This is a genomic window from Hymenobacter lapidiphilus (genome assembly GCF_013377885.1).
In the GTDB taxonomy this organism is placed as follows: domain Bacteria; phylum Bacteroidota; class Bacteroidia; order Cytophagales; family Hymenobacteraceae; genus Hymenobacter; species Hymenobacter lapidiphilus.
This window is the reverse complement of record NZ_JABKAU010000019.1, coordinates 24,422-41,340: the sequence shown is the minus strand read 5'-3', so window position 1 is coordinate 41,340 and position 16,919 is coordinate 24,422. Positions and strand designations below refer to the sequence as shown.

General features: G+C 61.7%; 17 protein-coding genes. 13 read left to right on the top strand and 4 right to left on the bottom strand.

From position 1 onward, the window contains the following. The gene (gene kduI / locus HW554_RS11555) at positions 1-831 is read left to right on the top strand and encodes a 5-dehydro-4-deoxy-D-glucuronate isomerase (protein WP_176908745.1); all 831 of its coding nucleotides are present in this window, start codon (positions 1-3) and stop codon (positions 829-831) included. A gap of 193 nt (positions 832-1,024) precedes the next feature. On the opposite strand, the gene HW554_RS11550 is transcribed toward kduI, so the two are convergent. Then, positions 1,025-1,690: a class I SAM-dependent methyltransferase gene (locus HW554_RS11550; RefSeq protein ID WP_176908744.1), complete on the bottom strand. Its 666-nt coding sequence runs from the start codon at positions 1,688-1,690 to the stop codon at positions 1,025-1,027. A 189-nt stretch (positions 1,691-1,879) separates the two neighbouring features. Further along, positions 1,880-2,305 carry a hypothetical protein gene (locus HW554_RS11545; protein ID WP_176908743.1) on the bottom strand — a complete coding sequence of 142 codons (426 nt, stop codon included), beginning with the start codon at positions 2,303-2,305 and terminating at the stop codon, positions 1,880-1,882. A gap of 632 nt (positions 2,306-2,937) precedes the next feature. Here HW554_RS11545 and HW554_RS11540 point away from each other — a divergent pair. The 10 genes from HW554_RS11540 to HW554_RS11500 all read left to right on the top strand — a co-directional run bounded on the left by HW554_RS11540 (position 2,938) and on the right by HW554_RS11500 (position 13,140). Further along, a complete protein-coding gene (locus HW554_RS11540; RefSeq protein ID WP_176908742.1) occupies positions 2,938-3,411 on the top strand; it encodes a hypothetical protein in 474 nt (157 codons plus the stop codon). Positions 3,412-3,539: 128 nt separating this feature from the next. Beyond that, positions 3,540-3,671 (top strand): hypothetical protein, encoded by a 132-nt coding sequence (locus HW554_RS20850; protein WP_262889898.1) that lies wholly within the window; start codon positions 3,540-3,542, stop codon positions 3,669-3,671. Positions 3,672-3,730: 59 nt separating this feature from the next. Continuing rightward, positions 3,731-4,693, top strand: coding sequence for a heavy metal-binding domain-containing protein (locus HW554_RS11535; protein WP_176908741.1), 963 nt, complete (start codon positions 3,731-3,733; stop codon positions 4,691-4,693). Positions 4,694-4,752: 59 nt separating this feature from the next. Continuing rightward, on the top strand, positions 4,753-5,457 hold the full coding sequence (locus tag HW554_RS11530; protein WP_176908740.1) for a DUF305 domain-containing protein: 705 nt from the start codon (positions 4,753-4,755) through the stop codon (positions 5,455-5,457). 48 nt (positions 5,458-5,505) lie between these two features. Beyond that, the gene (locus HW554_RS11525; protein WP_176908739.1) at positions 5,506-6,060 is read left to right on the top strand and encodes a heavy metal-binding domain-containing protein; all 555 of its coding nucleotides are present in this window, start codon (positions 5,506-5,508) and stop codon (positions 6,058-6,060) included. A 105-nt stretch (positions 6,061-6,165) separates the two neighbouring features. After that, a complete protein-coding gene (locus HW554_RS11520) occupies positions 6,166-7,416 on the top strand; it encodes a TolC family protein (RefSeq protein WP_176908738.1) in 1,251 nt (416 codons plus the stop codon). 1 nt (position 7,417) lies between these two features. Beyond that, positions 7,418-8,029, top strand: a complete 612-nt coding sequence (locus HW554_RS11515) for a hypothetical protein (RefSeq protein WP_176908737.1) — start codon at positions 7,418-7,420, stop codon at positions 8,027-8,029. Next, positions 8,013-9,158, top strand: coding sequence for an efflux RND transporter periplasmic adaptor subunit (locus tag HW554_RS11510; protein ID WP_176908736.1), 1,146 nt, complete (start codon positions 8,013-8,015; stop codon positions 9,156-9,158). Before HW554_RS11515 ends, HW554_RS11510 begins: the two co-directional genes overlap by 17 nt. A gap of 102 nt (positions 9,159-9,260) precedes the next feature. Then, the gene (locus HW554_RS11505) at positions 9,261-12,551 is read left to right on the top strand and encodes an efflux RND transporter permease subunit (RefSeq protein ID WP_176908735.1); all 3,291 of its coding nucleotides are present in this window, start codon (positions 9,261-9,263) and stop codon (positions 12,549-12,551) included. Positions 12,552-12,732: 181 nt separating this feature from the next. Then, positions 12,733-13,140, top strand: coding sequence for a helix-turn-helix transcriptional regulator (locus tag HW554_RS11500; protein WP_176908734.1), 408 nt, complete (start codon positions 12,733-12,735; stop codon positions 13,138-13,140). 187 nt (positions 13,141-13,327) lie between these two features. Here the strand turns inward: HW554_RS11500 and HW554_RS11495 are convergent, their stop codons facing one another. Beyond that, the gene (locus HW554_RS11495; protein WP_176908733.1) at positions 13,328-13,837 is read right to left on the bottom strand and encodes a DUF1569 domain-containing protein; all 510 of its coding nucleotides are present in this window, start codon (positions 13,835-13,837) and stop codon (positions 13,328-13,330) included. 75 nt (positions 13,838-13,912) lie between these two features. Further along, positions 13,913-14,701, bottom strand: a complete 789-nt coding sequence (locus HW554_RS11490; RefSeq protein ID WP_176908732.1) for an alpha/beta hydrolase — start codon at positions 14,699-14,701, stop codon at positions 13,913-13,915. Positions 14,702-15,663: 962 nt separating this feature from the next. On the opposite strand from HW554_RS11490, the gene HW554_RS11485 reads away from it, so the two are divergent. Next, the gene (locus HW554_RS11485; RefSeq protein ID WP_176908731.1) at positions 15,664-16,053 is read left to right on the top strand and encodes a DMT family transporter; all 390 of its coding nucleotides are present in this window, start codon (positions 15,664-15,666) and stop codon (positions 16,051-16,053) included. Between the two features lie 400 nt (positions 16,054-16,453). Further along, positions 16,454-16,813 (top strand): hypothetical protein, encoded by a 360-nt coding sequence (locus HW554_RS11480; RefSeq protein WP_176908730.1) that lies wholly within the window; start codon positions 16,454-16,456, stop codon positions 16,811-16,813. Positions 16,814-16,919 lie beyond the last annotated feature (106 nt).

The following is a 16,919-nucleotide window of genomic DNA, read 5'->3' as shown; positions in this document are numbered from 1 at the left end:
ATGACCCAACGCTATGCCATCAGCCCCCGTGAAACGGCGGGCATGTCCACCGCCGAGCTACGCGAGAATTTTCTGATTGAAAGCCTGTTCGTAGCCGACGATATCCGGCTGACTTACACGCACTACGACCGCATGCTAGTAGGCGGGGCCCAGCCTGGCGCCAGCCCGCTGGCGCTGCCGTGCCCGCCCAACCTCAAGTCCGATTACTTCTTGGAACGCCGGGAACTGGGCATCCTCAACATCGGCGGGCCGGGCCAGGTACTCGTCGATGGTAAAGCCTACGAGCTCGACTACCAAGATTGCCTGTACGTGGGCATGGGCAGCCAGCGGGTGGAGTTCGGAAGCCATGATACCAGCCAGCCGGCCAAGTACTACTTGTTGTCAGCTCCGGCCCACCACGCGCACCCCACCACGCGCCTCACCCGCGCCGAGGCTACACCGGTGGAGATGGGCACGCTGGAAGCCGCCAATCAACGGACCATCAACAAATACATCTACGCCGAGGGCATTCAAAGCTGCCAGCTCGTCATGGGCCTCACCCAGCTCAAGCCGGGCAACGTCTGGAACACGATGCCGGCTCACGTGCACGACCGGCGCATGGAAGCGTACCTGTACTTCAACCTGGCCCAGGGTCAGCGGGTGCTGCACCTGATGGGCGAACCTCAGGAAACCCGGTCGCTGTGGGTGAGCAACGAGCAGGCCATCCTCTCGCCGCCCTGGTCCATCCATACTGGCTGCGGCACCGGTAGCTACGCCTTTATCTGGGGCATGGCCGGCGAAAACCGCGAGTACACCGACATGGACGCCGTGGCCATTCAGGATTTGCGGTAGGTGCATGGTGTTAGCAAATTCACCGTTCGTTGGATGGAAACGACTGGCTTTGCCAAGCACTTGTTCCTGCAATTTGCCAGCATAGCAGGTGTTACCAGCCTGCTGTTTTGTACATCAACCGGAACAGTTCCTGAAAATAGACGATTCAGGGCCCATTATGTTGGATTGCGCGCCTTTTCAAACGCGTCATCGGCTATTGCCAAGCACCTGTGCGGGCTGTGGCATTGCGCTGGAAGAGGGCAAACGTGTAGGTTTGCTTTTCCCCCTGGGGCGTTTCATGCACTTCGTCGAAGGTGCCCCGCAGTGCGTAATCGGCGCCCAGCAGAGCCGTTAACTCAGCCACGCCATAGGGCTGAACCAGCAACCCGGCATCGGTCAGGGGTGGGCCGGGCTGTGGCGCGCGCGCAGCCAATAACACCCAGCCGTGGGCCAAGACCATGTGGTCCAACAGACGGCGATACATCGCCATTTGGGTGGGACTAGTCAGGCGGTGCAACAACGCCCGGTCGTGCCACAGCAGTACGGGATCGAGCAAGGGCAGGTGCTGCGGGGCCGTTACGTCATCAACCACCCACAGTACCCGATCCGCTTGTGTAGGCGGCAGTTGGCGCCGGTGCTGATCCAGCGCAGTGGCACTCAAATCCGTGGCAATCAGGTTTAAGTAGCCTTGGGCCAGCAGACCATCAAGGAAGGGCGAGAGGCCCGACCCCACGTCGATGATGGGCGCATCGAAGGGCAGGTTGGCGCGCGCGAAAAGGCGTAAGCAAGCCGCAGGGTGCTGCTGGAACCAACTGGCCTGCTCCGGCCGTCGTTGGGCGTAGAGCGTGTCCCAGTAATTGGTCAGGCTGGATGTATTCATAAGGCCCGCTTACGTGAACTAGTATTTTGAGGCTGAAGCACTTCGATAAATTCCCGCCCCCATCCGCTACAGCGTCGTGGCCATACCCGCCCCCGTATTCCGCCTGTTCCAGCCAGGAGGCGGGTCGTTCGGACAAGCACATCGGCTTGAGTACCACGAAGGGCACACGCTTATCATCTATCCTGGCCGTCAGGTGCGGTAGCCCCGCAACTGGCAGCTGCGCAGCCAATGCTCCGCTTCGGCCACGGCAGAGAAAACCTGTAGCTCCAACTGGCCCTGTACAGCTTGCTGGAAGGAGCGCGTCAGCAAGTCAGCGTGCGTATTAGCCTGCGCAACGTGAGCGATAAAACGTATTTCCAGCCGCAGGGCATGGGGCAGCCATACCCGTTCGAGCCAATCCACTGAATCAAACCAGGGACCTCGCAGGGCCGAGTTGTCGTTGAGCAAATAGGGACAGGGCTGTAGGGCGGCGTGGCTCAAGTAATTCTCGGCTCCGCGCACAGCTTCTGCCGGGTCTATGTACCCACGCCATGTGGCTCGCAGCCAACCGTCCGGTTCTTCGAAGGTGAGCGTGCAGCTGCTGCCGTCGGTATCGTATAAAGTACTGATATGCATGGAACGGTTTAGGCGACTTGGGGAAGAAGGTGATGCTGGTCGTTTAATTTCATCACCTGCCGCACGACCTTACTCAAAATGGGTAGCACAACCGTGCGTTGGGCCACTTATCCTTCGATGGAACCAGCCGTTATGCAGCTGGCCGTGGGTGATGCCGAAAACGTTCAACAAGTGATGGTCGCAAGGATACGCTTGCTACAAATACTGCTGTACGGACGCGCTATAAATACACCGATGTTAGGCAGGCGTAAGCAGTAAGCGGGCCGCTTTTCAGTTGCATTATCCACGGCTTCCTGGGCCCGAAGTTGGTACTGAATCCGGCCGTGAAATGGCATAATGTAACGACTTCGCGGTAATAGCTCTTCCCGCCAAAGCACAGGCCATTGCGGGCGGCGCTGCCAAATCGGGTAGGTAAAATATGGCCGGTTACTTATATAATTTCGCACTTGATGATCGGCCGCGTACCGGAGCCAAGTGCGTTCATGAGCCGTTAGAGGCGCAAAAACTTCCTTCGGCGCTATAAATCAGCACGAACAAGGGGCAGGGCGCAAAATTCGAGCCGTGGTAACGGCACTATATTGGTAAGCTTTTTCAGAAGATAAGACTAATTTCGCAGTCGCTTAGCGCCGTCTATGTTCCGTAGCCTGTTCCCCTTCCGCCGTTTGCTGGCGACGAGCTTCCTGCTCGTCTTCGTCAACGTGTTCGTGGGGCAGTGCCTGTGCGCCGTAGTAAACCCGGTGCCGGCAATCAGCCTGGCCGTGGCCGAGTACCCCGAAGCGGCCCAGCCGTCGCACCCGTGCTGCGCGGGTCATGGAGTGGTTGCCGAGCCCACCACCAAGCCAGACCAGCACCCTGCCAAGTCGGCTGGCAGCCAGCACGACTGCTGCAAGGACAACTCGGCGGCCCTGCTTTCGGCCCTGACGACACCGGTTCAGAAGAACCTGCTCATTCCGGCCCCGGCCGTGCTGCCAACGGCAGCGGAATTCCATTTCCGGCCCCTGGCGGGCAAGTGGGACCAGACGGCCGCTGTTGCCCTGGTTCCGCCGCGGCATCTGAAGCCCAAAATTCCGGACATCCGCATTTACATTCAGTCGCTGACTGTCTGATTTTTTCGACGCGCTAAGGCTCGCGCCGACATAGCTGTGCTATGTCCGGGGCGGGCCTTTTCGTTTGCTCGCCCGCGCAGTTTGGCCGCGCGCCCCTTGCCCTATTTCCTGGTTTTACCGTTCCCGCAATGAAGCGTTGTTGTGAGGCAGCCAATGGCTCGGCTCCGTCGGAACCAGGTCGCCGCTGGCCCTCCTACCTGCTCTACGCCGTAGTGGCTGCCGCCTTAAGCTTCGTGCTCTGGCAGCAGTGGCTGGCGTAAACTGCCGAACCCTGGCTGAGGCCAATTTTCCACCGTTTCCACTCCTTACCTGTTTTTATATGAAGCGCATTTTTGTTCCGCTGCTGGCCGCTGCCAGCCTGTTTACCGTTGCCAGCTGCTCGTCGGATGCCGGCAGCAGCAGTGCCACCGATACCGTTACTACGCCCACCGATGGGCCCGCGGCGGGTACCGATGAGCACGCCGGCGGCCACATTTATTCCTGCCCCATGCACCCCGAGGTAACCAGCACCAAGGCGGGCGACACATGCCCGAAGTGCGGCATGAACCTGGAGCACACCGACCTGCCCGCCAGCAATGGCAAGGCCTACCAGATGAAGTTCACCCCTATCCCCATGCAGCTGGTAGCCGGGCAGCCCGCCAAGCTGGCTTTCACGCCCCAGGAAACCGGCAACGAGGCCGCCCCGGTGCCGCTGGCCGTGGTGCACGAGAAGAAGATTCACCTGATTATCGTCAGCAAAGACCTCTCGCAGTTCTACCACGAGCACCCCGAGTACACGGCCCAGGGCGACTACCAGGTGGATTACACCTTCCCCAAGGGTGGCGAGTTTGTGCTGTTCCAGGACTACTCGCCTACCGGGAGCAGCCACCAGCTGGGCCGCCAGCCCGTGACGGTGCAGGGACCGAAATACGCGCCCGTCAAGTTCAAGAACGATGATATGAGCTGGGAAAAGGATGGCTACTCGGCCACCCTGGCGTTTGATAAGCCCCTGAACACCGGCCAGCTGCTGGGCATGAAAATCGTCATCAGCAAAAACGGCCAGCCCGTAACCGACCTCGACAATTACCTGGGCGCGCTGGGTCACGTGGTCGTCATCAGCGAAGACACAGAACGCTACCTGCACGTGCACCCGAACGACCAGGCTGACAAAGGCCCGGCCATTGGCTTCAACACCAACTTCGAGGCGCCTGGCCTGTACCGCGTGTTCCTGCAGTTCAACCACGCCGGCAAGATCCACACCGGCGACTTCACTATCAACGTGAAAGGCCCGGCCGCTAGCTAGGCAGCTCCGTTTTGCGCGCTTTTCCCGCTCGTTTTTTCCTCCGCTAATTCCCTGAATCCATGAAAACCCAAGCCATTCTTTGCGCCCTGCTGTACTCCGGCACCCTGCTGCTGGCCAGCTGCGACACCAAAACCGCTACGGAAACCACCGCCACCACCGAAACTGCCGCGGCCGGCGACATGGCCACGATGGACCATTCTACAATGGACCACTCCACGATGGCCAGCGACTCGCCCCTGAAAGCCTCGATGGATGAGATGATGGGTAAGATGGACGCCATGAAAATGAAGGGCAACACCGACCACGACTTTGCCCACATGATGCTGGAGCACCACAAAGGCGCGGTGGCCATGGCCGACATTCAGCTGCGCGATGGCAAAGACGCCACCATGCGCCAGATGGCCGAGAAAATCAAGGCCGACCAGCAGCAGGAAATCGGGGAGCTGGAAGCCGTGGCCACCCGCCTCGACAATGCCCCGACCAACTACCAGCCCACGGACCCGAACGACCCGTTCACGGCCCAGATGAAGACGTCGATGACGACCATGATGCAGAATACGCCGCCTACCGTGGCCAACCCGGACATGAACTTCAACATGCTGATGACCACGCACCACCAGAGTGCCATGAACATGGCCAAAGCCGAAGTGGCCTACGGCAAAGACAGCAAGCTCAAGGCTATGGCGGAGAAGATGATTGACACCCAGCAGAAGGAAATAGACGCCTTTAAGACCTGGCACGCCCAGAACGCCGACAAAATGTAGCCTTCCGCGCTTCCTGCTTTTCCCCCTAAACTCACGTTTCATTTCCCCATGAAGGTTTCCCAAATCCTGCTCATCGCCGCCGCTATCGTGGCCACTGCTTCTTGCTCGGCCCAGGCTCAGCACAGCCATAAGCCCGGCACCGCCGCCCACGGCCATAAAGCGGCCGGCGAAACCCATGCTCACCAGTCGCCCCACGGGGGCGTAGTCCGGACGGCCGGCGCCTACCACCTGGAGCTGGTGCAGCAGGCCGGCGAAGTACACGTGTACCTGCTCGACGCCAACGAAGCCACCATGGCCCCCACAGCCACCACCGGCACCGTGATGCTGCTGACCACGGCCGGTAAAACCAGTACCGTGGCCCTCACGCCTGTCGGCGACCACCTAGTGGCGCAGGTTCCGGCCGGCATCACCGTTCGCACGGCCATTGTCAGCCTCAAAGCCAAGGGCAAGTCGCTCTCGGCCCGGTTTGAAAAGCTCGACGCGGCGGCTAAAACCGGCAAAGCCGTGAGTGCCGCTTACCAGTGCCCCATGCAGTGTGAAGGCAGCGCCAGCGACAAGCCCGGCGCGTGCCCGAAGTGCGGCATGGCCCTCGTGAAAAAGTAATTGGCAGCGCCGGTTTCCGGATGCCCGGCGTCCGGGCCTTCTCCGCCTCGGGCCGTCGGCTGCTGCAACGGCGGGCGGCCCACCGGCTGGTCTTAATGTGATTGTATGACGTATTTTGAATTAAAACGCGGGGCCCGTTGGCTGTTGGTGCTGGTCTTACTGCTGCTGCTGGGGCCAGGCCGAGAAGCTGCCCAGGCTCAAACCGTCATCGGCCTCGATAGCGCCGAAGCTCGGAGCCTGCGCCGCCACCCGCGGCTGCGGCAGTCCGACCGCGAGGTGGAGGAGCAGCGGGCCCTGAAGCGGGGGGCATTCTCGCTGGCCAACCCGGACCTGCTGTTCTCGGCCCCCACGGGCGAGCGGTGGGCCCCGGGCGTGGTGCAGACCATTGACTTTCCGAACGTGTACCGGCGCCAGCGCCAGGTGGCGGAGGCAGGCATCAGTCTGGCCGAGCGCAACCGCGAGGTGAGCCGGGCCACGGTGCTGCGCGATACCCGGCTGGCTTACCTGAGCCTGCAGTTTGCCGAGGCCCAGGTCCGGCAGCTCGCCTACCAGGACAGCCTGTATCAGGCCCTGCGGGTGGCCACCGAGCGGCTGTATGCGGCCGGGGAAATCACGTCGCTGCAGCGCATCAGCACCGAGGCCGAAGCCCGGCTGGTAGCCGTGCAGCTGCAGCAGGCCACCGCCGATTTACGCGCCGCACAGCGCCGCCTGGGCTTGCTACTGGGCCAGCCCACGGCCGCTTTCACCACCAGCACCGACCTGCGCCGCAGTGGCCCGGAACTAGTGCAAACGGGTGGGGCGCTGCTCAGCGGTCTGCCCGCTGAAGACAGCACGGCCCTGGTGCGCAGCCCCACGCTGGCGGCCGCCACCCAGAACGTGGCCCTGAGCCAGTCGGGCATCAGTCTGGTGCGGGCCCGGCGCACGCCGGCCCTCACGGTAGGGTATCAGAATCAGGCTTTTGAGAACTCGGCTCTTAAGTACCGCTTTCAGTTCGGCGTGTCGGTGCCCGTGTGGTTCTGGACCTACCGCTCGCAGCTACAGGCGGCCACGGCCCGCGGCGAGGCGGCCGGCTACCAGCTGCAGGCCCAGCGCCTGGAGCTGAGCAGCCTCTACGAGCAGGCGCTGGCCGATACGCGCAAGTTTTCGGCCTCGCTGGGCTACTACGAGCAGACCGGTGTGCCGCAGTCGGGGGCTATTATCAGCCAGTCGCAGCGCCTGTTTCGGGCCGGCGAAATCAGCTATCTGGTCCTGATTCAGAGCCTCAACCAGGCTTTCACCATTCAAAATACCTACCTGACTACCATCCGCGACTATCGTCAGGCCCTCATCGAACTTAACTACCTGCGGGGTGAATAACATGAAACAACTCCTGATTTTGCTGCTGGGCCTGCTGCTGAGCGGGACGGCCCGCGCCCACGGGGGCGAAGACCACGGCGACGGCCCCAAGGCCGGCACTCCGGCCGGGGCCACGTCCTTTTCGGTGGCGGCGCTGTCGGAGCAGTTCGAGGTGCTGCTGCGCTACGAGCCGCTGGAAGGCGGCCAACCCGCCGACCTGCGCCTGTTTCTCTCCGATTACGCGACCAACGTGCCCATCAAGGGGGCCAAACTCACGCTCACTACGCCGGAAGACGCCAGCCTGAAGTGGGCCGTAACGGAGCAGGAGCCGGGCATCTACCTGGTGGAAGGCCAGTTTCCGGCCAACAAGGCCTACAGTTTAACGGTCAACATCGTGGCCGGCGACAAAGCCGATTTGCTCCTGCTTGAAGGCATTAAGGTGGGCGAGAAGCTGCCCGTAACCGCATCGGCTCCGGAGGCTGCTGCCTCGCTTTTTTCCTCCTGGAAAACCGTTCTGGCATTAATCGGGGCCTTCGTGCTCGGCATCGGCCTCACGGTTTTGCTCCTGCGCCGCCGACGCCCTACCGCCCCTGTTTCCACCTCCAATCCTGCCGTGTATGAAAACCAAGCATAAATTTCTGGCCGTTACGGCCGCGGCCGGCCTGGTGCTGACCGTGCTGCTGCCGCCCCCGGGCCTGGTGCAGGCCCACGGCGGCGAAGACCACGGCGGCGAGGCTAAGGCCAGCACCGGCGTGGCCCTGACCGATGAGGTGCTGCTGCCCAAGGAAAGCCAGTTCCTGTTTCAGGTGCAAACCAACCTAGCCGCCTACTCCACTACCTACAGCCGGGCTACGCTCTACGGCACGGTATCGGCGGCGGCGGGCGGCGAGGGCCGCGTGGTGGTGCCGCAAAGCGGGCGCATCGTGAGTTTGGCCGCGCAGGTGGGCAAAACCGTGCGGGCCGGCCAGGTGCTGGCCGTCATCGAGCAGACGCTGGACGCCACCCAGCAAATTGGCCTCAGCACCGAGCGGGCCAACGCCCAGGCCGAGTTGCGCGCGGCCCAGCAGGACTACGCCCGCCTGAAAACCATTGCCGACATTGCCGCCCGCAAAGACGTGGTGGCTGCCGAACTGCGCCTGCGCCAGGCCCGGCAGAACGCCGGTATTCAGAACAGTCAGGCGGGCCAGCGCCGCGTCAGCATCACCTCGCCGGTAAGCGGCACCGTGGATGTGTTCAACCTCGCCGTGGGTCAGCAGGTCAGTCAGGGCGACGAGCTGTTCCGGGTCATCAACCCCGGCAAGCTGCGCGTGGAGGCCCAGGTATTTGCCCAGGATTTGGCCAAGGTGACGCCGGGAGCCGCATTCCGGGTGGAGGGCCTGCAGGGCCAGGCGGGCGTACCGGCCCGGCTGGTGGTATTCAGCAACGTGGTGAACCCCGTGAATCAGGCCCGGCAGCTGGTGCTGGAGCTTGATGCCACGGACGGTAGTGCCTACCGGGCCGGCCAGGCCGTGAACGTACAGGTGGTGGGCCAGACCGGCGGCGGCAAACCGCAGCTGGTGGTACCCACTTCGGCCATCACCGACCTCAACGGCAAGCCGGTGGTGTTCGTGCACACCAACCCCGAGCGGTTCAAGATTCGCTACGTGCAGCCGGGGGCCGTGAACGGCCAGCAAACCGTGCTGGTGCAGGGTGAAGTGAACGAGAACGACCGAGTGGTGACGGCCGGCACCTACCAGCTCAAATCCATCTACCTCAACCAGTAGCTTTTATGAGCTATTAGCTGATGGCTATTAGCTGTCAGCTTTTCCCAACGCCTCCGAAAAAAAGCTAATAGCTATCAGCTAAAAGCTAACAGCTCAAAAAAGATGCTTGACAAGATAATCCGCTTTGCCCTGCAAAACCGCCTGCTCATGCTGGCTTTTGCCCTGGCCCTTATCATTGCCGGTACCTACACGGCCAACCAGCTGCCCGTGGACGTACTGCCCGACCTGGACCGCCCCCGGGTAACGGTGTTCCTGGAGGCGCCCGGCATGGCCCCCGAGGAAGTGGAGGCCCTGGTGACGCTGCCCGTGGAAACGGCCCTGAACGGGGCCACCGGCGTGTCGGCGGTGCGCTCGAACTCGGCCATTGGGCTGGGCATGGTGTTCGTGGAGTTCGATTATGGCACCGACATTTTTACGGCCCGCCAGATTGTGAGCGAGAAGCTGCAAACCACGGGCGAACAGCTACCGCAGGGCATCACGCCCGTGTTGGGGCCTATTTCGTCGGTGATGGGCCAGATAATGCTGGTGGGGCTGTCCTCAGTTGATAGTGCGCAGTCAACAGTTGATAAAGGTACGGAAGCTAACAGCCAACAGCTAGCAGCCAACAGCTCAGCAAAAACCAACGCCGCCGATTTGCGCACGCTGGCCAACTACACCGTGCGCCAGCGCCTGCTCAGCATCCCCGGCATAGCCCAGGTTATCCCCATCGGCGGCGACAACCTGCAGTATCAGGTGCTGCTGGATATGCCCCGCCTGAACGCCACCGGCCTGACGGCCAACCAGGTGGAAGAGGCGCTGCGCCAGTCGAACCTGAATACCACCGGCAACTTCTTCGACCGCAACGGCTCGGAAGTCCTCATCCGTAACCTGGGCCGGCTGCGCTCGGTCGAAGACATTGAGAACATCGTGGTGGGCTACCGTGCGCAGTCGCCCATCCGCGTGGCTGATGTGGCCAACGTAAAGTTCGGGGCCCGCTTCAAGCGCGGCGACGGCAGCGTAAATGGCCAGCCCGCCGTGATTCTGAGCATCGAGAAGCAGCCCGGAGCCGCTACCGTGGGGTTGACCGAAGCCGTGGAGAAGGCGCTGGTAGAGCTGCAGCCCTCGCTGCCCCCCGACGTGAAGGTGAACACGCGCCTGTTCAAGCAGTCGGAGTTCATCGAGTCGTCGATTTCCAACGTGGAAGAGGCGTTGCGCGACGGGGCCATTCTGGTGGTCATCGTGCTGTTTGCCTTCCTGCTGAACGTGCGGACCACCTTTATTTCGCTGGTGGCCATTCCGCTCTCGCTGCTAGTTACAGCGCTGGTATTTAAGGCGGCCGGCATCAGTATCAACACCATGACGCTGGGCGGACTGGCCATTGCCATCGGTGAGCTGGTCGACGATGCCATCGTGGACGTGGAAAACGTGTACCGGCGCCTGCGCGAAAACAAGCAGCGGCCCGACCCGCAACCGGTGCTGCGCGTCGTGTACTCGGCCTCGTCGGAGGTGCGCAACTCCATCGTGTACGCCACCATTATTGTAGTGCTGGTGTTTCTGCCGCTATTTGCGCTGGAAGGCATGGAAGGCCGCATTTTCGCGCCGCTGGGCATTGCCTACATCACGAGCATCGTGGCCTCGCTGTTCGTTTCGCTTACCGTCACGCCGGTGCTCTGCTATTACCTGCTGCCCGGCATGAAGCAGATGGACCACCCCGAAACCGACGGCGGCCTGGTGCGCTGGCTTAAGAAGAAAGACACCCGGCTGCTGGGCTGGGGCATGCGGCACCCCAAGCTGGTGCTCACCTCTGCGGCCCTGCTCTTTATGATGGCCGTGGCCATGGTGCCTTTCTTCGGCACCGAGTTTCTGCCTCCCTTCAACGAAGGCTCGCTGACGGTGAACTTCTCGGCGCCGGCCGGCACCTCGCTCACCGAAAGCAACCGGCTGGGCACGCTGGGCGAGCAGCAGATGCTTAAGATTCCGGAAGTGGCCTACACGGCCCGCCGCACCGGCCGCGCCGAGCTCGATGAGCACGCCGAATCGGTGAACAATTCGGAAATCGAGGTGGCCTTCAAGACCGAAGCCGAGCTGGAGAAGGAGGGCAAAACCATGCGCAGCCGCGACGAAATTCTGGCTGACATGCGCGACAAGCTCAGCCTGATAACCGGCGTGAACGTGAACATCGGCCAGCCCATTTCCCACCGCCTCGACCACCTGCTGAGCGGGGTGCGGGCCCAGGTGGCCATCAAGGTGTTCGGCAACGACCTGCTGGAGCTGCGCCGCTATGCCAACGAAGTGCGCGACGCCGCCAGTACCGTGCCCGGCGTGGTGGATTTGCAGGTCGAAAAGCAGGTGCAGATTCCGCAGCTGCTGATTCGGCCCAAAGACGACGCGCTGCGCGCCTACGGCATGGGCCGCGGCGAGCTGGTGCGCGACCTGGAAACGCTGTTTCAGGGAACCGTGGTCTCGCAGATGGTCGACGGCCAGAAGCGCTTCGACCTGGTGGTGAAACTGCCCGAGGAGCAGCGCAACGACATGGCCGCCATCAGCCAGACCCGCATCGAAACCCCCAGCGGTGCTTTAATACCCGTGAGCCAGGTAGCGGAAATAACTTACGAGCCGGGGCCCAACACCATCAACCACGAAAACACCCAGCGCCGCATCACCATCTCGCTCAACGTGGCCGAGCGCGACCTAGGCTCCACGGTGCAGGAGATTCAGGCCAAAGTGAGCCAGCAGGTGAAGCTGCCGCCGGGCTACTACCTCACCTACGGCGGGCAGTTCGAGAGCCAGCAGTCGGCCTCGCAGAAGATACTGTGGCTGAGCCTGTTTTCGCTGGCCGGCATCTTCCTGGTGCTGTTCTCGCACTTCAAATCCTCGCTGATGGTGGGGCAGATTATGCTCAACATTCCGCTGGCGCTCATCGGCTCGGTGGTGGCGGTGCTGCTCACGGGCGGCACGTTCAGCATTGCCTCGCTGGTGGGCTTCATCACGCTCACCGGCATTGCCTCGCGCAACGGCATCATGATGATTTCGCACTACATCCACCTCGTGGAGCACGAGGGCGAGCAGTTTGGTATGCCCATGATTATCCGCGGCTCGCTCGAACGCCTCGTGCCGGTGCTCATGACGGCCTTGGTGGCGGCGCTGGCCCTGGTGCCGCTCACGCTGGCCAAGGACGCGCCGGGCAAGGAAATCCTCTATCCGGTGGCCACCGTCATCCTCGGCGGCCTGCTGTCCTCCACCTTCCTCGACATCATCGTAACGCCGGTGGTGTTCTGGCTGGTGGGCGAAAAGGCGCTGGCTCAATACTTCGCATCTCATCAGGAGGTGGGCCTCGACGACCATCCGCAGGAGCTTGACGCGCCGCCTTTCACGCCCCCGGCCGACCAGAACCCAGTCCCGTCAACTACCTGAGTTGACCCGCTGTGTCCTTTCCCTTTAAGCATTCCCTCGACGAAGCCGGCTGCGTGCTCTACATCAAGCACATAGTGTGCCCGCGCGGTATCCGGGTGGTGCGGCAGGCGCTGGAAAAGCTGGGCCTAGCAGTTCAGGATGTACGCCTGGGAGCCGCTACGGTCCTCAACCGGCCCCTGAGTTGGAATGGCGGCGCATTCAGAAGGTGCTGGCCCAGGCGGGGTTCGACTTGCTGGAAGACCCGCAGTACGCACGGGCGGCGCAGGTAAAGCGAACGGTGGTTGAGTTGCTGTGCCGTCCTGAGGCCATACCGCACCGTGACTTTATGCCGCTGCTGGTGCAGGCGGTAGTCCTGAGTGGGCGCCAGCTGCACCGCCTGTTTGCGCAGTTGCCCGACGGCGAAAGTCTGCCCGGTTACATCACCCGCCAGCGCTTGACTTACGCGCAGGAGCTGCTGGTGACGGGCGACCTGACCAAGGCCGAGCAGCAACAACTGCTCCACCTGCTGCACAAGCCCGACACCTTCCACCACCCGATTTTCAGTGGTCCGCGCCCCCAATCTCTAAAAGAACTACCCCGGCCGTACTGAATACCGCCAGCAGCAGCGTAGCGCAATTCCCCACCTACAATCCCCGACAAGCAGTTTGGCGCCTTCCTGGGCGGTGGGGAAGCTTACCCACGGATTGCGGTACTCGGTGGGTGTTTGTAGGAACTTAAGCAGAAGTCAGCAAACCCAATAATTGAAGTAGGGCTACAGCATGGCTCGGCGCAACACCTTACCCCGCCGGCCGGGGCAACAAGTTGGTGGGCAGCAGCCCGAACTGAAAGAAATGGTGGCTGAAATGCTTGAAATGAAACACTCGCCACTGCCCAAAGTCCAGCGGGCCGAACATGGGGTGCACGGCCGTGGCGGCGGGCTGCCGGGCGTAGTGGTCGAAGAACTCATCTATGGTCAGGAGCAATTCGGTCGTGGCAGCCGTCAGTGAGGCGTGGCGCAACGGCCCCGGCGTAGCGGCCATGCGGGGGTTGCGCACGCCGGGCGGAAACGGGGCGTTGGCCTGCAACCGGGTCTGCATCAGGTCGAGGGCCGGGCTGGCAGGGGGCGCAGGCAAGTTGTAGCGGCCCATCGAGAGGCGCATAGCCCCGGCCAGGTGCTCCACCATATGCTGCGGCGTCAGTTGGCCCCAGGTGGGCACCTGTGCAGAGGCGAGGCCGGCGAGCAGCGCGGGTACTTCGCGCCGCAGAAATCTGGTCGTTTCGTCTTCAGTGTAAGGGAACGGCGTCATGGTGGGAATTGACAAAAGATGGGCAATCGGGCGCCGCGCAAGCGCGAAACGGGTGCAATGACTGAGCGGCCGGAATTACGGCAGCGCCATCAGCCAGTCGCGCACCCACCCGGCGTCGGCGCGCCAGGTGGCCTGGCCCAGCATGGCGTGGCAGCGGCCGGGCAGCTCGTGGTAGTCCGTCACGGACGCCGCGTGCCGGTAGCGGCGGTGGTTGGCGCGATTGAGCGCGGCGGGCATGATGCGGTCTGCCCCGCCGGCCAGAAACAACAGCGGCGCGTGCGGCCGGCGAAAATCGACGCGGGCACCAAGGCTGAGGGCACCGCGAACCAGTTTTTTCGACTCCGGTGCGGCCAGTTGGTCGTAATACTTCTGCTGGTCGGCCAGCGGCAGGCCGTTGGCAATGGCGTACTGCCACTGGGCGAAAGTGGGCAGAAACGTGGTTTTAAGCGACGAAAACAGCCCCAGCATGGGCAGTGCCGACCGAAAAAGCGACCAGTTGGCCACCACTACACCCAGCGGTGGGGCCGACTCGATGGCAACGCCCGCTACCACGGCATTCTGCTGGAGCAGCAGCTGCACGATAAGCCCGCCGAAGGAGTGCCCGATGACGATGGGCTTGGCGGGCAGCTGCGCGATAAAATCGGTGTATACCTGCAACACGTCGGCCAAACCGTTTTGGGCGATGGGTGAGTGCGGGTGCTGGCGGCGCAGCTCCGCTGCCGGGGCTTCTTTGTGAGGCCAGGCAGGAGCGTAGCAAGTGTAGCCCTCGCCCTCGAAAAACGTCTTCCAGTTGTTCCAGCAGGCCGACGTGACGACGGCACCCGTAATAAACACGATAGTGGGTTCAGCAGAGGCGGTATTCATGAGCGTAAAAATAGCTTCCTGGTTAAAGACAACATTATGCCGCCGCCAAGGCCGGCCGGGCTTCGGCCAGCAGCTTAATATCGGGCGGAAACAGCTTATACAGCACCGGCGTCACGATGCGCGAGAGCAGCAGCCCGCCGATGAGTACCCAAGCCAGCGGCGCTGGTGCGGTACAAGTTCACCGTGGCTCCGCCAACGAAAACGACTCGCTCGCACAGGGCACCAAGCGCGGGGGCTACGGCCATGAGTCGGGGCAAGTTGTGTGATTCAGCTGGCATGCGATGAGTGGTTATTACCGGTAATGGCTGCTTCCATTAGTTGCGCTGCTACTCGCCGTTCGCGGGGCCGGCCTAGCCGCAGGGCATCTACCAGCGCACGGCGAATACGTAGGGCAAACTATGCAATAGAAACTCCAGCACTGCCCGCGCGCGTAGCTGATGGGCACCGGGTTCCGGGGCTAAAAGGCGGCTATAGCGACACCGGGCCAGTGCTTCCGATACTTCGGAAGCACTTAGCAATAGCTCACTGTCTAACTCTTTGCCTAGCCAGACCCACTGGCTACCGCTGGCCACCAGCTTCAGCAGCACAACGATATCCTGCGGCCGAAGCCCATTGAATTTACGCATGATTCTTGATTTGCGAATTGCGAATACACTATAACATTGGCTTGTTACAACACCCCCTACTGGTAGCAATCAAGCCTTACGGGGAGTCTGTGGAAACACTCGCAGGCAGGCCTCTTTAATTGCTGCTCTCCCCTGCCCGCTAGGTGAATTACTGCCCTGCCCGTTAGGGGATACGGTGTATTTGGTCGGCGGCCTGTTGTTGCTGCAACTGAGATGGACTAGACAAGGTGGATAGAAGCAGGACGCATAGTTCTGCCGTCTGCCATTGTATAGACCATCTCCGCTTATCGTGTACATTCGCGCTTTCTCAAAAAAACTCTCTATCAACAAGGCATTATGAAGCACACAATTTTTGCTTGGCTATGCCTGCTGGGCGCCGCCATTGGGGAAATGGCCTGGACGTATTCGCTCAAGTACATCGATACGGCCGCCTTGCGAACCCTGCGCTGGTCGACCTTCTACCGGCTGGATGGGGGTTTGCCCGTGCTCATTCCCTGGGCTGTTTACCTGGTGTGCCTGGTCCTTATTTCGGTGCTGTTGGGCATCGCCATGCGCACTATCCCCACTGCCCTGGCCTTTTCGGTCTGGATGGCTTTGTCGCTGGTCTTTATCAAATTCGTCGATGTGCTGTGGCTTAAAGCCGACTGGTCCTATGCCGAGGTGTTTTTCGGCGCAGTGATTGTTGCCGGTCTCATCGGCTTTAAACTAGCCGGCCCCACCACCTGATTACGGGCGCGTAAAGCTGCGCTACTCCGCCTGCGGGCTGGTAGATCGAGGGCTTGCTTAAGCAGCCACTGCCAAGCCATGCACGGGGCCAAATAATGACTGACAGTTGCTGAAGTAGGCTTTGCAAGTGTTTAACGAATCAGCCAATCTAACCACCGGGGCCGCGTCCTGCTTGCTTAAGGCTACAGGCATGGTCATTTAGATAACGGTATGAAGCTATCATTCGCAGGCTGCAAAAGATTTATCAGTTTGTTCGAACCATCATGCTTTGAGACGCCCGCCTAGTCACACTGCCTCCAGCAACAACGGCCCCTGCTTATCACGACGGCGGGCTACCTAACCTGGGCGGTGCGAGCTGCTGGGACGAGTGCCATACTGCCCAAATACCTGTAATACGCTTATGATCCTTGGTTTCGACTCCGCATTTGTCCCCGCAATTCAGGCTGGCACCAAGATTCACACCATCCGCCGGGGCCACCGCTGGCAGGCCGGCCAGCTCATCCACTTCTGCCTCAACGAGGACCATGTCACCGGCCGAACGTTTCGCCCCGACGCGGCAGTAAGCAGTACCCAGCACCTGCGCATCCTTGGCGGCCAATGCCTGTTTATCGACGAACGCCCCATCTTCGGGGCCGAGTTAGAGCAGCTGGCCCAACACGATGGATTCGCCAACGCACACAGGCTGCTGAACTGGTTTCAGGACCACTACGGCCCCGCCTTCGAGGGGCAGCTTATTCACTGGACGCCGGCCCGTTACTAACCCCGTTGCTGTATTCGACTCCACCACCAGTCGTAAAGCGCGCCCAGCTTTAACCGGTGCGCAATAGGCTACAGCGCCTGAATCCCGCCCCTGCCATGGCTCATGA

What these genes read in the sequence shown, in the direction of transcription:
- HW554_RS11490 (WP_176908732.1), bottom strand. Translation starts at nt 14,701, where the DNA reads ATGAATACCGCCTCTGCTGAACCCACTATCGTGTTTATTACGGGTGCC.
- HW554_RS20850 (WP_262889898.1), top strand. Translation starts at nt 3,540, where the DNA reads ATGAAGCGTTGTTGTGAGGCAGCCAATGGCTCGGCTCCGTCGGAACCA.
- HW554_RS11545 (WP_176908743.1), bottom strand. Translation starts at nt 2,305, where the DNA reads ATGCATATCAGTACTTTATACGATACCGACGGCAGCAGCTGCACGCTC.
- HW554_RS11485 (WP_176908731.1), top strand. Translation starts at nt 15,664, where the DNA reads ATGAAGCACACAATTTTTGCTTGGCTATGCCTGCTGGGCGCCGCCATT.
- HW554_RS11550 (WP_176908744.1), bottom strand. Translation starts at nt 1,690, where the DNA reads ATGAATACATCCAGCCTGACCAATTACTGGGACACGCTCTACGCCCAA.
- HW554_RS11505 (WP_176908735.1), top strand. Translation starts at nt 9,261, where the DNA reads ATGCTTGACAAGATAATCCGCTTTGCCCTGCAAAACCGCCTGCTCATG.
- HW554_RS11540 (WP_176908742.1), top strand. Translation starts at nt 2,938, where the DNA reads ATGTTCCGTAGCCTGTTCCCCTTCCGCCGTTTGCTGGCGACGAGCTTC.
- HW554_RS11495 (WP_176908733.1), bottom strand. Translation starts at nt 13,837, where the DNA reads ATGACGCCGTTCCCTTACACTGAAGACGAAACGACCAGATTTCTGCGG.
- HW554_RS11515 (WP_176908737.1), top strand. Translation starts at nt 7,418, where the DNA reads ATGAAACAACTCCTGATTTTGCTGCTGGGCCTGCTGCTGAGCGGGACG.
- HW554_RS11525 (WP_176908739.1), top strand. Translation starts at nt 5,506, where the DNA reads ATGAAGGTTTCCCAAATCCTGCTCATCGCCGCCGCTATCGTGGCCACT.
- HW554_RS11535 (WP_176908741.1), top strand. Translation starts at nt 3,731, where the DNA reads ATGAAGCGCATTTTTGTTCCGCTGCTGGCCGCTGCCAGCCTGTTTACC.
- HW554_RS11480 (WP_176908730.1), top strand. Translation starts at nt 16,454, where the DNA reads ATGATCCTTGGTTTCGACTCCGCATTTGTCCCCGCAATTCAGGCTGGC.
- HW554_RS11530 (WP_176908740.1), top strand. Translation starts at nt 4,753, where the DNA reads ATGAAAACCCAAGCCATTCTTTGCGCCCTGCTGTACTCCGGCACCCTG.
- kduI (WP_176908745.1), top strand. Translation starts at nt 1, where the DNA reads ATGACCCAACGCTATGCCATCAGCCCCCGTGAAACGGCGGGCATGTCC.
- HW554_RS11520 (WP_176908738.1), top strand. Translation starts at nt 6,166, where the DNA reads ATGACGTATTTTGAATTAAAACGCGGGGCCCGTTGGCTGTTGGTGCTG.
- HW554_RS11510 (WP_176908736.1), top strand. Translation starts at nt 8,013, where the DNA reads ATGAAAACCAAGCATAAATTTCTGGCCGTTACGGCCGCGGCCGGCCTG.